Genomic DNA, 13,018 nt, shown 5'->3' with positions numbered 1-13,018 from the left:
TGGCGCGCCCCGCGCTGCGCCGCAACAGGAACCTGCCGCCGGAACGATCCTCGGGCGAAGCTTTTTCCGGCGCCCGGCGGCACCTCCAGCGGGGCTGGCCCGCGCGATCCGGGGCTGGCCTGCGGGGCGCCGCCGGGCTAAGGGAGCGCATCATTTATGATCCGGCAGGGCTTATGCGGGCGTGAAGGCCCGTTGGGTTGCCGCTTTTTCCCCGCCCCTCTATAGCCGTCCCGACGCCAGAGAGGTTCTTGACCTTGGCCAGTATCGCCCCCCTTCCCGACGCTTCCGCCAACCCCGCCATCGCGGCGCAGCAGAAGATCCTGGCTCTGCCGGTGACCGAGACGCGGCGGATGGCCGATGCGATCCGGGCCCTGGCCATCGACGCCGTCGAGCAGGCCAAGTCCGGCCACCCCGGCATGCCTATGGGCATGGCCGACGCCGCGACCGTGCTGTTCAGCAAGTTCCTCAAGCACGACGCCGCCGACCCGCGCTGGGCGGACCGCGACCGCTTCGTGCTCTCGGCCGGCCACGGCTCGATGCTGCTCTACGCATGGCTGCATCTCTCCGGCCATGCCGGCATGGCGATGGACGACCTGCGGAAGTTCCGCCAGCTGCATTCGGTGGCCGCCGGCCATCCGGAATATGGCGAGCACCCGGCGATCGAGACCACCACCGGCCCGCTCGGCCAGGGGCTGGCCAACGCCGTCGGCATGGCGCTGGCCGAGCGGCACCTCGCCACCCGCTTCGGCAAGAGCCTGGTGGACCACCGCACCTGGGTGATCGCCGGCGATGGCTGCCTGATGGAGGGGATCAGCCACGAGGCCGCCTCCATCGCCGGCCACTTCAAGCTGAACAAGCTGACGGTGCTGTGGGACGATAACGGCATCTGCATCGACGGCGCGGTCGACATGGCCAGCTCCGACGACGTGCTGAAGCGCTTCGCCGCCTATGGCTGGGCGGTGAAGCGGGTGGACGGGCATGACGCGGCGGCGGTGGAGAAGGCGCTGGAAGGCGCCACCCGCAGCACCCGCCCGACCATCATCGCCTGCCGCACCATCATCGGCTTCGCCGCCCCCACCAAGGCCGGCACGGCCGGCAGCCATGGCAGCCCGCTGGGCGGCCCCGAGGCCGCCGCCGCCAAGCAGGCGCTGGGCTGGACCAGCGGCCCCTTCGAGGTGCCGGAGGACATCAAGGCCGCCTGGGAGGCCGCCGGCCGCCGCTGCGCCGGCGCCCGCCGCTCCTGGCTGAAGCGCCTGGCCAACCACCCGCAGAAGGCCGAGTTCGAGCGCGCCATGGCCGGCAAGCTGCCGGAGGGCTGGCACGAGGCCGCCGCCGCCTACCGCGCCAAGCTCGCCGAGGACAAGCCGAAGATCGCCACCCGCGTCGCCTCGCAGCGCGCGCTGGAGGTGCTGGTGCCGGCCATCCCCGAGATGATCGGCGGCTCGGCCGACCTCACCGGCTCCAACAACACCAACGTCAAGGGCATCCCCGTGCTCTCGCCGTCCAACATGGGCGGGCGCTACGTGCACTGGGGCATCCGCGAGCACGGCATGGCCGCCGCCATGAACGGCATGGCGCTGCATGGCGGCGTCATCCCCTATGGCGGCACCTTCCTCGTCTTCGCCGACTACATGCGCCCCTCCATCCGCCTCGCCGCGCTGATGCGCGCCCGCGTGGTGCATGTGCTGACGCATGACAGCATCGGCCTCGGCGAGGACGGGCCGACCCACCAGCCGGTGGAGACGCTGGCCAGCCTGCGCGTCATCCCCAACCTCCATGTGTTCCGCCCGGCGGACGCGATGGAGACGGCGGAGTGCTGGGAGCTGGCGGTGGCCCGCGCCGACGGCCCCTCGGTGCTGGCGCTCTCCCGCCAGAACCTCCCCGCCCTGCGCGAGGAGGCGGGCGAGAACCGCTCCGCCCGCGGCGGCTACGTGCTGGCCGAGGCCTCCGGCGCCCGCAAGGCGACCCTGGTCGCCACCGGCTCCGAGGTGCAGCTCGCCATGACGGCGCGCGCCACGCTGGAGGCGGAGGGCATCCCCACCGCCGTCGTCTCCCTGCCCTGCTGGGAGCTGTTCGCGCTGCAGGACGAGAGCTACCGCGCCGCCGTGCTGGGCGATGGCCTGCGCATCGGCATCGAGGCGGCGCTCGGCTTCGGCTGGGAGCGCTGGCTTGGCCGTGATGCAACCTTCATCGGCATGACGGGTTTCGGCGCTTCGGCACCGGCCGAGGATCTCTACCGCCACTTCGGCATCACGGCCGAGGCGGTTGTGACGGCAGTCCGGCGCAAGCTGGGCTGAGACGCTTCAAGACCAATCGGGAAAGACAAGGGAAGACACCATGGCTGTTAAGGTCGCGATCAACGGGTTCGGGCGCATCGGCCGCCTGGTGCTGCGCGCCGCCTGCGAGAGCGGGCGCGACGATGTCGAGTTCGTTGCCATCAACGACCTGGGCTCGGTCGAGGCGAACGCGCATCTCTTCCGCTACGACAGCGTGCATGGCCGCTTCCCCGGCGAGGTGATCGTCGAGGGCGACAGCATCACCATCAAGGCCCACGGCAAGACCTGGGGCCCGATCAAGGTGACGGCCGAGCGCGACCCGACGAAGCTGAAGTGGGACGGCGTCGACATCGCCGCCGAGTGCACCGGCATCTTCACCGCGCGCGAGAAGGCGCAGGTGCTGCTCGGCACCGGCGCGCGCAAGGTGCTGATCTCGGCCCCCGGCGAGAACTCGGACAAGACCATCGTCTACGGCGTGAACCACACGACGCTGACGGCCGAGGACAAGATCGTCTCGAACGCCTCCTGCACCACCAACTGCCTGGCGCCCGTCGCCAAGGTGCTGCACGAGAAGTTCGGCATCCTGCGCGGCTACATGGTCACCATCCACGCCTACACGGGTGACCAGAACACCGTCGATACGCTGCACAAGGACCTGCACCGCGCCCGCGCCGCGGCGGTCTCGGCCATCCCGACCTCGACGGGCGCCGCCAAGGCCGTGGGCCTGGTGATGCCGGAGCTGAAGGGCAAGCTGGACGGCACCGCCATCCGCATCCCGACGCCGAACGTCTCGCTCGTCAGCCTCGACTTCGTGCCGGAGCGCACCGAGGGCCTGACCAAGGAGGCGATCAACGCCGTGATGAAGGAAGCGGCCGAGAACGGCCCGCTGAAGGGCATCCTCGGCTACAACACCGCGCCGCTGGTCAGCATCGACTTCAACCACGACCCGCACTCCTCCACCTTCGACGCCACCCAGACCCAGGTGGTCGATGGCGGGCTGGTGCGGGTGATGAGCTGGTACGACAACGAGTGGGGCTTCTCCAATCGCATGTCGGACACCGCCGCCTATCTCGGCAAGCTCTGAGGGAGGGCGCGGCGATGGCCCGTTTCCGGACGCTCGATCAGCTCGACCCCGCCGGCAAGCGGGTCCTGCTGCGCGCCGACCTCAACCTGCCGGTGCGCGACGGTCAGATCACCGACCGCACGCGCATCGAGCGCCTCTCCCCCACCATCCGCGAGCTGGCGGAGAAGGGCGCGCGCGTCATCGTGTGCAGCCACTTCGACCGGCCGAAGGGCAAGCGGGTGCCGGAGATGTCGCTGAAGCCGATGGCGGAGGCGCTCGCTGGCTCGCTCGGCCGCCCCGTCGCCTTCGCCGATGACTGCATCGGCCCCGTGGCCGAGGCCGCCGTCGCCGCCCTGAAGGATGGCGAGGTGCTGGTGCTGGAGAACACCCGTTACCACGCCGGCGAGGAGAAGAACGACCCGGCGATGGCGGAGGCGCTGGCGAAGCTCGGCGACGTCTTCGTCAACGACGCCTTCTCCGCCGCCCACCGCGCCCATGCCTCGACCGAGGGCGTGGCGCACAGGCTGCCCAGCTATGCCGGCCGGCTGATGCAGGCCGAGCTGGAGGCGCTGGACGCGGCGCTCGGCACCCCGGCGCGGCCGGTGGTGGCCATCGTCGGCGGCGCCAAGGTCTCCACCAAGCTCGACCTGCTCGGCAACCTGTCGCGCAAGGTGGACGTGCTGGTGATCGGCGGCGCCATGGCCAACACCTTCCTGGCGGCCAAGGGCATGTCCATGGGCAAGTCGCTGCAGGAAGCGGAGATGCACGAGACGGCGCTCCGCATCCTCGACGAGGCCAAGGCCGCCAATTGCGAGGTGCTGCTGCCGGAGGATCTCGTCGTCGCCGAGGCCTTCGCCGCCAACGCCCCGCACCGCACCGTCGCGGCGGACAAGGTGCCCGAGGGCATGATGGCGCTCGATGTCGGCCCCGGCACGGTGGCCGCGGTCGAGAGCCGCCTGAAGCGCGCCTCCACCCTGGTGTGGAACGGCCCCTTCGGCGCCTTCGAGATCCCGCCCTTCGACACCGCCACCGTGCAGGTGGCGCAGATGGCCGCGGGGCTCACCACCTCGGCCGGGCTGAAGACGATCGGCGGCGGCGGCGACACCGTCTCGGCGCTGCGCCATGCCGGCGTGGCGGAGCGGATGACCTATGTCTCCTCCGCCGGCGGCGCCTTCCTGGAGTGGCTGGAAGGCAAGACGCTGCCGGGCGTGGCGGTGCTGCAGGAAGGCTGAGCCACGGCTCGGCGGACGGAACGAAGGCCGGGGCGGAAGTCCCGGCCTTTTTTGATCGCCCCTCGATACCCCGTTGCAGGATCATCCGACGAGCGGCCGAAAACTCCGGGTCAAGGGGTGGTGCTTCGCGTTTCGCGGGTCCACATTCGCCCCAACCCCGACCAGTTGAGGAGACGCTGTAGATGTACCAGGACGTCCTGCTCCATATCGACGGCCAGTGGCGCGCCGCGACCGGCGGCCGCACCATCCCCGTGCTGAACCCGGCCACCGAGGAACAGATCGGCACCGTTCCGCACGCCAATGAGAGCGACCTCGACGAGGCGCTGGCCGCCGCCGAGCGGGGCTTCGCAACCTGGAAGAAGGTCTCCGCCTTCGACCGCTCCAAGCTGATGCGCAAGGCCGCCGACCTGCTGCGCTCGCGCGCCGACAGCATCGCCCGCCTGATGACGCTGGAGCAGGGCAAGCCCCTGCCCGAGGCGAAGATGGAGGTGATGGCCGGCGCCGACACCATCGACTGGTTCGCCGAGGAGGCCCGCCGCGCCTATGGCCGCGTGGTGCCGGCGCGCGCCGAGGGCGTGTACCAGCTCGTCATCAAGGAGCCGGTCGGCCCCGTGGCCGCCTTCACGCCGTGGAACTTCCCGATCAACCAGGTGGTGCGCAAGCTCTCCGCGGCGCTGGCCACCGGCTGCTCGATCATCGTCAAGGCACCGGAGGAGACGCCGGCCTCGCCGGCCGAGCTGATCCGCTGCTTCATCGACGCCGGGCTGCCGAAGGGCGTGGTTGGCCTCGTCTATGGCGTGCCGGCGGAGATCTCCTCCTACCTCATCCCGCACCCCACCATCCGCAAGGTGACCTTCACCGGCTCCACCCCGGTGGGCAAGCACCTGGCCGAGATGGCCGGCAAGTACATGAAGCGCGCGACGATGGAGCTGGGCGGCCACGCCCCCGCCATCGTGTTCGACGACGCCGATGTGGACCATGCCAGCAAGACCCTCGCCGGCAGCAAGTTCCGCAATGCCGGCCAGGTCTGCGTCTCGCCGACCCGCTTCCTGGTGCAGGAGAAGGTGTTCGACCAGTTCGTCGACAAGTTCACCGCCTATGCCAAGTCGCTGAAGGTGGGCAACGGGCTGGAGGATGGCGTGCAGATGGGCCCGCTGGCCAATGACCGCCGCATCCCCGCCATGGAGGCGCTGGTGGCCGATGCCCGGCAGAAGGGCGCCGAGGTCCGCACCGGCGGCAACCGCATCGGCAACAAGGGCTATTTCTACGAGCCGACGGTGATCACCGGCCTGACGCGCGAGATGCGCGCCATGAACGAGGAGCCCTTCGGCCCGCTGGCGCTGATGGTGCCCTTCAAGGACTTCGACGAGGTGGTGGAGGAGAGCAACCGCCTTCCCTTCGGTCTCGCCGCCTATGCCTTCACCCGCTCGGCCAAGACGGCGAACGCCATCGCCAGCCAGGTCGAGACCGGCATGATGACGATCAACCACCTGGGCCTGGCCCTGCCGGAAGTGCCGTTCGGCGGCATCAAGGACAGCGGCTACGGCTCCGAGGGCGGCTCCGAGGCGATCGAGGCCTACCTGAACACCAAGTTCGTCACCCAGGCCGGCCTCTGACAGCCGGCCTGCCCCTCCGCCCGCGGGCGGAGGGGCCACGGCCCGGCCCGCGCCTCCCCGGGAGGCGCGGGCTTTTTCATGCCCGCTCAGCCGGTGCTGGATCAGCCGGTGCTGGAGGGGTCCTGGCTGACCAGCACCTTGTCGATCCGCCGCCCGTCCATGTCGATGATCTCGAAGCGCCAGCCGGCCCAGGCGATGCGGTCGCCCTCGCGCGGCACGCGCTGCAGCAGCGCCAGCACCAGCCCGGCCACGGTGTGGTAGCTGCCCTCGCCGGGCAGGCCGGGCAGGTCCAGGCGGGCGCGCAGCTCGTCGCTGGCCATCATGCCGTCGAGCAGCAGGCTGCCATCGTGGCGCTCCACCACGCCGCCGGCCTGCGGCGCCGGCGCCGGGCCCAGCTCGCCCACGATCGCCTCCAGCAGGTCGGAGGCGGTCACCACGCCCTCGAAGCTGCCATACTCGTCCATCACCAGTGCTATGCCGAGCGGGTCCTTGCGCAGCCGGGCCAGCCCGTCCAGCGCCGAGAGGCCGTCGGGCAGCACGGAGGCCTGGCGCAGCGCGGCCTTCAGGTCCAGCGGCGCGCCGGTGAGGATCTGGTCCAGCAGGTCCTTCGCCGCCACCACGCCCACCACGTTGTCGATCCGCCCGTCCGCCACCACGAAGCGCGTCACCGTGCTGGCGCGCAGCCGCGCCGCAACCTCCTCGGGGCCGGCATTGCGGTCGATCCACTCCACCTCGGTGCGCGGCGTCATCAGCGCGCGCACCGGCTTGTCGGCCAGCCGCAGCACGCGCTCGATCATGTGATGCTCCTCGCGCTCCAGCGCGCCGGCCTCGGCGCCCTCGGCCACGGCGGCGCGCACCTCCTCCTCCGTGATGGTGGTGGAGACCGGCTTGCTGGCGCCGAGCAGCCCCAGCACCAGCGCCGAGGAGCGCGAGAGCAGCCAAACCATCGGCGCCGCGACGCGGGAGAGCAGCGACATCGGCCGCGCCACCAGCACCGCCACCGCCTCCGGGTTGCGCAGCGCCAGCTGCTTCGGCACCAGCTCGCCCAGGATCAGCGAGAGATAGGTGATGCCCAGCACCACCAGCCCGAGGGCGATCTGGCTGGCATAGGTCTCGAGCCCCGGGATCTGCGCCAGCAGCCCGCCCAGCCGCTGCGCCAGCCCCTGCCCGGCGAAGGCGCCCGCCAGTACGCCGACCAGCGTGATGCCCACCTGCACCGTGGGCAGGAAGCGCTGCGGATCCTCCGCCAGTTCCAGCGCCGTGCTGGCGCCGGCCCGTCCGCTCCGCTGCAGGCCGAGCAGCCGCACGCGGCGCGAGGAGACGATCGCCAGCTCGCTCATCGCGAAGACGCCATTCAGCAGGACGAGCAGCAAAATCACGCCGATCTCGATGGCGATACCCATGGCGGGGCGGTCTCCGTTGGGGGTGCAGGCGGCGGTTCTAGCCTCTCGCCCGGGATGGGTCACGCCTTCAGGCCCCATTCCTGCCATCAAGACGCCGATCCACCGCCGCAGGGCACCCGCATAGGAGGAGTCATCGCGCGACGCGCACCGCCGTCTGGAGTCGGAACGCCATGAATGCACGCGCCCTACGCCCTGTTCCGGGCAATGCCGGCCTCTCCGCCGCTCCCATGCCACTGCGGCAGGGCGGGCGGGGTGGCCACGCGCCCGCTCCGCTGCTCTGGGTGCTGCTGCCACTGCTCGCGCTGGCGCAGGGGGCGGCATGGTGGGCGGCGGGCGGCGGCGGGGCCATTGCCTGGGGAGGCGGCGCGGCGCTGGCGGGCCTGCTCGGCGGCGCCTGGGCGCTGCGCGGCGCGGGCGGCCTGCGCTGGCCCGGCCTGCTGATGGTGGCGCTGCCGGGGCAACTCCTGGCCGGCGGGCTGGCTGTCCTGGCGCGGCAGGGGCTGGCGTCGCATCCGGCCTGGCTGGCGCTGCTCGTCCTTCTCCTGCCCATGGCGCTGCTGCTGCTGTGGGAGGCGCGGCTGCTGGCCGATTCGCTGTTCGCGCGCGCCTACCGACGCCGCCACCCCGCGCTGGGGCAGGCAGGCGGGCCGGAGCCGCGTGTCTCGGTGCATCTGCCGACGCAGGACATGCCGCCTGCCCTGCTGCGCGACACGCTGGACCACCTCGCGGAGCTGGATTACGGCGCGCTGGAGGTGCTGGTGCTGGACAGCAGCCATAGCCCCGAGAGTTGGGAGCCGGTGGCCGAGCACTGCGCCCGGCTCGGCCCGCGCTTCCGCTTCTTCCATCTCGGCGCCGGGCAGCGGGCGGCGCGCAACTTCGCCCTGCGCGAGATGGCGCCGGATGCCGCGCTGGTGGCCACGCTGGAGCCGGGCTGCCGTGTGCAGCCGGACTGGCTGCGCCACGCCGTGCCCTTCTTCCGCGACCCCGGCCTCGGCTTCGTGCAGGGCACCGCCTGCGCGCCGGAGCGGGGCGCGCTGCTGGCCGAGCGGGTGGCCCACGCGGCCGATGCCTCGCGCTGGCCGCGCGTGCAGCGGGCCCGCAACGAACACCGCGCCGTGCCGCTGCGCCTGGCCCTGGCGCTGATCCGCCGGCCGGCGCTGGAGATGGCGGGCTGCTGGAACGAGGCCGCCCCCTGCAAGCCGGCCGAGCTGGGGCTGCGCCTGCTGCGCCAGGGCTGGGACGGGCTGGAGCTGGCCGATGGCCTGGCCGCCGGCCATGTGCCGGCGGTGCCGCAGGCCAGCGTGGCGGGGCTGCTGCACGGGCTGCGCCGGCATGGCGCCGCCCTGCTGAACCCGCGGCACCGCGGCCTTTCGCCGGCGCAGCGCCGCCACCTGCTGGCCGAGCCGGCGGCCGCGGCGGGCGATGCGCTGTGGCTGGCCCTGGCGGTGCTCGCCCTGCCCTGGACCCTGGCCCTGGCCGCCGCGCGCCTGCTGGAGGCCGCGCCCCTGCTGCCCTTCCTGCTGCCGGCGCTGATGTTGCCGCTGTTCCGCTTGGCGCAGGCGGCGCTGCTGGCGCCCCGCGGGCACCGCGCCCTGGCCGGCCTCGCCGCCCTGGCGACGATGCCGGAGCGTGGCGCCGCATTGTGGCGCGCCGCCCTGGCACCCACGGCCGAGACGGGCAGGCCGCACCGGCTGGTCAGCCTGCTGCTGGCACTGCTGGCCGGCGCGGCCGGCAGCCTGGGCCTTGGCGGGGCGCAGGGGCTGGGCTGGGCGGGTGTGCTGCTGCTGCTGGCCGTGCCCTGCGCCGCCGCCCTCGCCCTGCGCCGCCAGACGCGGCCGGCGCCCGCGGAGTGGGAGGCCGGCTAGGCCGCCACCCGCTCCGCGCCGATCAACGCCAGCCCCTCGGCGACCGAGACGAACTCGCCGCCATGCGCCACCCGCTCGGCGCCGAAGCGCGCCTCGAACAGCCGCCGCACCGCCGGCACCAGGGAGGACCCGCCGGTGAGGAAGACGCGGTCCACCGCCCCCGCCGGCAGCCCGGCCTCGGCCAGGGCCTGGTCCACCGCCCCGCCGAACTGCGCCAGCTCGGGCGCGATCCAGGCCTCGAAATCCGCCCGCCGCACCGTCTCCTCCAGCGCGAAGCCGCCGTGGCGGAAGCGCAGCACCGCCACCTCGGCGCCGGAGAGCGCCGCCTTCACGCCGGAGACGGCCTGGTAGAGCGCATAGCCCGCCTCGTCCTCCACCAGCCGGATCAGGTGGTGCAGCTGCTCCGGATGGTCGGCGGCGCGCGCCACCTCGCCGATCTCGCGCAGGGTGCGCGGCGCGCGCATCAGCGAGAGCCGGTGCCAGCGGGCGAAGCTGGTGTAGAAGCTGGGCGGCACCGGCAGCGCCGTGCCCATCACCCGGTAGCTGCCGCCCTTGCCGAGGCGCGGCGAAACCACGTTGTCGATGATCCGGTAGTCGAAGGCGTCGCCGGCGATGCCGACGCCGGAATGGCCCAGCGCGGTGACGCGCCGCGCCGCGCCCGGCTCGTAGCGCAGCAGCGAGAAGTCGCTGGTGCCGCCGCCGAAATCGCCCACCAGCACATGCGCGGCCCCGTCCAGCCCGGCGGCGAAGCGGTGCCCCGCCGCCTCGGGCTCCAGCGCGAAGTCGAGCGATTCCCAGCCGGCGCCGGCGAAGGCGGAGCGCAGCCGGCGCTCGGCCAGCGCGTCATCCGCCTGCTCGCCCACGAAGCGCACCGGCCGCCCCGCCACCACCCGCGCGGCACCCAGCGCGGCGCCGCCCATGGCGTGCCCGGCCAGCGCGCGCAGGAACAGCGAGATCAGCTCCTCCAGCCCGTAGCTCCGGCCGAAGATGCGGGTCTCGGTGAAGCTGCGGCTGGCCAGGTAGCTCTTCATCGACATGATGAGCCGGCTGCCGAGCGGGTCGTCCAGATAGGCCTCGATGGCGTGCGGGCCGGCGGCGTGCTGCAGCTTCCCCCGCGAGGGGCCGGTCTCCTCCACCCAGAAGCAGAGCAGGGAGCGGAAGGTGTCCAGCACCTTGCCGCCCACCTGGTAGCGCACCGTCGCCACCCGCCCTTCCCCGTCGCGCAGGGCGATGACGCTGTTCGTGGTGCCGAAGTCGATGCCGATGATGTCCGACATGGTGCATGCCCGGGCCGTTCGAGGGCCGGGCGTTAGAGCAGATCGGGCGCGGCGGGGGAATGGCGATTCGGCTCGCCTTGCTCGCGAAGATGGCAAAGCGGTTATCTATTTTTTGACTTATCCCAGGTTTTGCGATCGGCTACCGTTCACATCCCGTTAACATATAGCCGAGAGATCCCGCATGGAGCCTGAACCCGCCCCCCTGCTGGCCTTCCCCCAGACCCCGGAGGACCGGCTCCGCCTGGCCCTGCGCAAGCTGGAGACCGCCCTGTCCGCCCAGGCGCACGCCGTCGCCGAGTTCCGCCAGAACCTCGCCGCGTTGCGCGACGCGACGGGTGGCCTCGCCACCCAGGTGCACAGCTACCAGGAGACGCTCGGCCGCACCGCCGAGAAGGTGCAGCACGCCCACGTTGCCGCGCGCACGCTGGAAAAGACCGCCGGCAAGCTCGCCTCGATGGCCTGAAGCCGCCTGGCTTCCCGCCTTCCGGTCACGGCCGGCAAAATGCCGCCACCCGCTTCACGGCCCCGCCCCGCGCGGCTAGCCTGCGGCCCCCGCGCCCCTGGGCGCGACGCACGCCCTGCACGCCGTGAAGGACAGTCCCCGTGGCCCCGCATCCGTTGATCGACACCTTTCGCGCCGCCCGCATCGTGCCCGTGGTGCGCACCAGCACCGCCGCCCATGCTGCCACCGCCGCGCAATGGCTGCGCGATGCCGGCATCACCATCTTCGAGATCACCCTGACCATTCCGGACGCGCTCTCCGTCATCCGCGAGTTGGCGGCCGAGCCGGGCCTGCTGGTCGGCGCCGGCACGGTGCCGGATGCCGCCCGGGCCGAGGCCTGCATCCAGGCCGGCGCGCGCTTCCTGGTCTCGCCCTGGGTCGATCCCTCCCTCGCCGCGCCCGCCCGCGAGGCCGGCGCCTGCCTGATGATGGGCGCGCTGACGCCGACCGAGGTGCGTGCCGCCCGCGCCGCCGGGGCCGACGTGGTCAAGATCTTCCCGGCCAGCTCGGTCGGCGGCCCGGCGCACGTCAAGGCGCTGCGCTCGGTGTTCCCCGGCGTCGATTTCTGCCCCACGGGCGGCGTCGATGCGCGCAACGCGGGCGAGTACATCGCAGCCGGCGCCGCCTTCGTCGGCATCGGCGGCAAGCTGGTGGACGAGAAGGCGATCGCCGCCGGCAACCGCGAGGCGGTGCAGGCCGCGGCGCGCGAGGCGCTCGGAATCATGCAGGCATGAGCGCGGCGGAGATCCTCTGCCTGGGCGAGCCGATGCTGGAGTTCAACCAGCTCCCGCCCGACGAGACGGGCCGCGCCCTCTACCTTGAAGGCCATGGCGGGGACACCTCCAACGCCGCCGTCGCCGCCGCGCGCGCGGGGGCCAGGGCTGGCTACATCACCGCCCTCGGCCAGGACGCGCCGGGCGACAGCTTCATGGCGCTCTGGGCGCGCGAGGGGGTGGATTCCAGCACGGTGACCCGCCGCAAGGACGCGCCCACCGGCATCTACTTCGTCACTCACGGGCCGGAGGGGCACGCCTTCACCTTCTACCGCGCCGGCAGCGCCGCCAGCCGCATGGCGCCCGATGACATGCCGGAGGACGCCATCCGCGCGGCCAGGGTGCTGCATGTCTCGGGCATCAGCCAAGCCATCTCGGCCAGCGCGGCGGATGCCTGCTTCCGCGCCATGGAGATCGCCCGCGCGGCCGGCGTCACCGTCTCCTACGACACCAACCTGCGCCGCGCCCTCTGGCCGCTGCCGCGGGCGCGGGCCACCATCCACGCGGCGCTGCGCATGGCCGACATCGCCCTGCCCAGCTACGACGACGCCACCGCGCTGACCGGGCTGGAGCAGCCGGACGCCATCGCCGATTTCTACCTGGAGATGGCGCCGCGCGTGATCCTGAAGCTCGGCAAGGATGGCGTGATGGTGGCCACGCGCGAGGGGCGCACCACCCTGCCCGGCCGCAAGGTCAAGGCGGTGGACGCCACCGGCGCGGGCGACACCTTCGCCGGCAATTTCCTGGCACGCTTCGTGGCGGGGGACACGCTGGAGGAAGCGGCGCGCTACGCCAACGCCGCCGCCGCGCTGGCCACCACGGGGTATGGCGCGGTGGCGCCGATGCCGAAGGCCGAGGCGGTGCGCGCCTTCCTGGCGCAGGGCTGAGCGGGCGCAGGGCTGAGCGGGCACCGCCAACGTCATCATTCGGGCGGGCAAGCGGTCACACCGGCGTCACGCGGCGAGGGTATCTGCGGGGCAAAAGGGCCGGCCGGGGCCACAGCGCATGCCC

At 72.6% G+C, this 13,018-nt stretch carries 10 protein-coding genes; 8 read left to right on the top strand and 2 right to left on the bottom strand.

The features are described from left to right. The first annotated feature begins 254 nt into the window (after positions 1-254). From tkt to ACFOY6_RS00525, 4 genes are all read left to right on the top strand, one after another. Entirely contained in the window at positions 255-2,297 is a 2,043-nt protein-coding gene (gene tkt / locus ACFOY6_RS00540) for a transketolase (RefSeq protein ID WP_379648457.1), read from the top strand. A gap of 40 nt (positions 2,298-2,337) precedes the next feature. Further along, positions 2,338-3,360 (top strand): type I glyceraldehyde-3-phosphate dehydrogenase, encoded by a 1,023-nt coding sequence (gap, locus tag ACFOY6_RS00535; protein WP_109515364.1) that lies wholly within the window; start codon positions 2,338-2,340, stop codon positions 3,358-3,360. A gap of 14 nt (positions 3,361-3,374) precedes the next feature. After that, positions 3,375-4,571 carry a phosphoglycerate kinase gene (locus ACFOY6_RS00530; protein ID WP_109515363.1) on the top strand — a complete coding sequence of 399 codons (1,197 nt, stop codon included), beginning with the start codon at positions 3,375-3,377 and terminating at the stop codon, positions 4,569-4,571. A gap of 182 nt (positions 4,572-4,753) precedes the next feature. Next, a complete protein-coding gene (locus ACFOY6_RS00525; RefSeq protein ID WP_109515362.1) occupies positions 4,754-6,187 on the top strand; it encodes an NAD-dependent succinate-semialdehyde dehydrogenase in 1,434 nt (477 codons plus the stop codon). A gap of 101 nt (positions 6,188-6,288) precedes the next feature. On the opposite strand, the gene ACFOY6_RS00520 is transcribed toward ACFOY6_RS00525, so the two are convergent. Further along, a complete protein-coding gene (locus tag ACFOY6_RS00520; protein ID WP_109515361.1) occupies positions 6,289-7,590 on the bottom strand; it encodes a hemolysin family protein in 1,302 nt (433 codons plus the stop codon). A gap of 170 nt (positions 7,591-7,760) precedes the next feature. Here ACFOY6_RS00520 and ACFOY6_RS00515 point away from each other — a divergent pair, with 170 nt between their 5' ends. Next, entirely contained in the window at positions 7,761-9,455 is a 1,695-nt protein-coding gene (locus ACFOY6_RS00515; RefSeq protein ID WP_379648294.1) for a glycosyltransferase, read from the top strand. Here ACFOY6_RS00515 and ACFOY6_RS00510 read toward each other — a convergent pair. After that, positions 9,452-10,732 (bottom strand): Hsp70 family protein, encoded by a 1,281-nt coding sequence (locus ACFOY6_RS00510; protein WP_379648292.1) that lies wholly within the window; start codon positions 10,730-10,732, stop codon positions 9,452-9,454. The genes ACFOY6_RS00515 and ACFOY6_RS00510 overlap by 4 nt on opposite strands. A 181-nt stretch (positions 10,733-10,913) precedes the next feature. Between ACFOY6_RS00510 and ACFOY6_RS00505 the strand changes: the two genes are divergently transcribed. From ACFOY6_RS00505 to ACFOY6_RS00495, 3 genes are all read left to right on the top strand, one after another. Further along, positions 10,914-11,195: a hypothetical protein gene (locus ACFOY6_RS00505; protein ID WP_379648290.1), complete on the top strand. Its 282-nt coding sequence runs from the start codon at positions 10,914-10,916 to the stop codon at positions 11,193-11,195. Positions 11,196-11,335: 140 nt separating this feature from the next. Continuing rightward, on the top strand, positions 11,336-11,968 hold the full coding sequence (locus ACFOY6_RS00500) for a bifunctional 4-hydroxy-2-oxoglutarate aldolase/2-dehydro-3-deoxy-phosphogluconate aldolase (protein WP_379648288.1): 633 nt from the start codon (positions 11,336-11,338) through the stop codon (positions 11,966-11,968). Next, complete coding sequence (locus tag ACFOY6_RS00495) at positions 11,965-12,894, top strand: sugar kinase (protein ID WP_379634470.1); 930 nt, start codon at positions 11,965-11,967, stop codon at positions 12,892-12,894. Before ACFOY6_RS00500 ends, ACFOY6_RS00495 begins: the two co-directional genes overlap by 4 nt. The last annotated feature ends 124 nt before the right edge of the window (positions 12,895-13,018 follow it).

Origin of the sequence: Teichococcus aestuarii (assembly GCF_042651065.1) — a bacterium.
Classification (GTDB): domain Bacteria; phylum Pseudomonadota; class Alphaproteobacteria; order Acetobacterales; family Acetobacteraceae; genus Pseudoroseomonas; species Pseudoroseomonas aestuarii.
The sequence above is the reverse complement of the archived record's forward strand: the minus strand, read 5'-3'. Positions and strand labels throughout refer to the sequence as shown.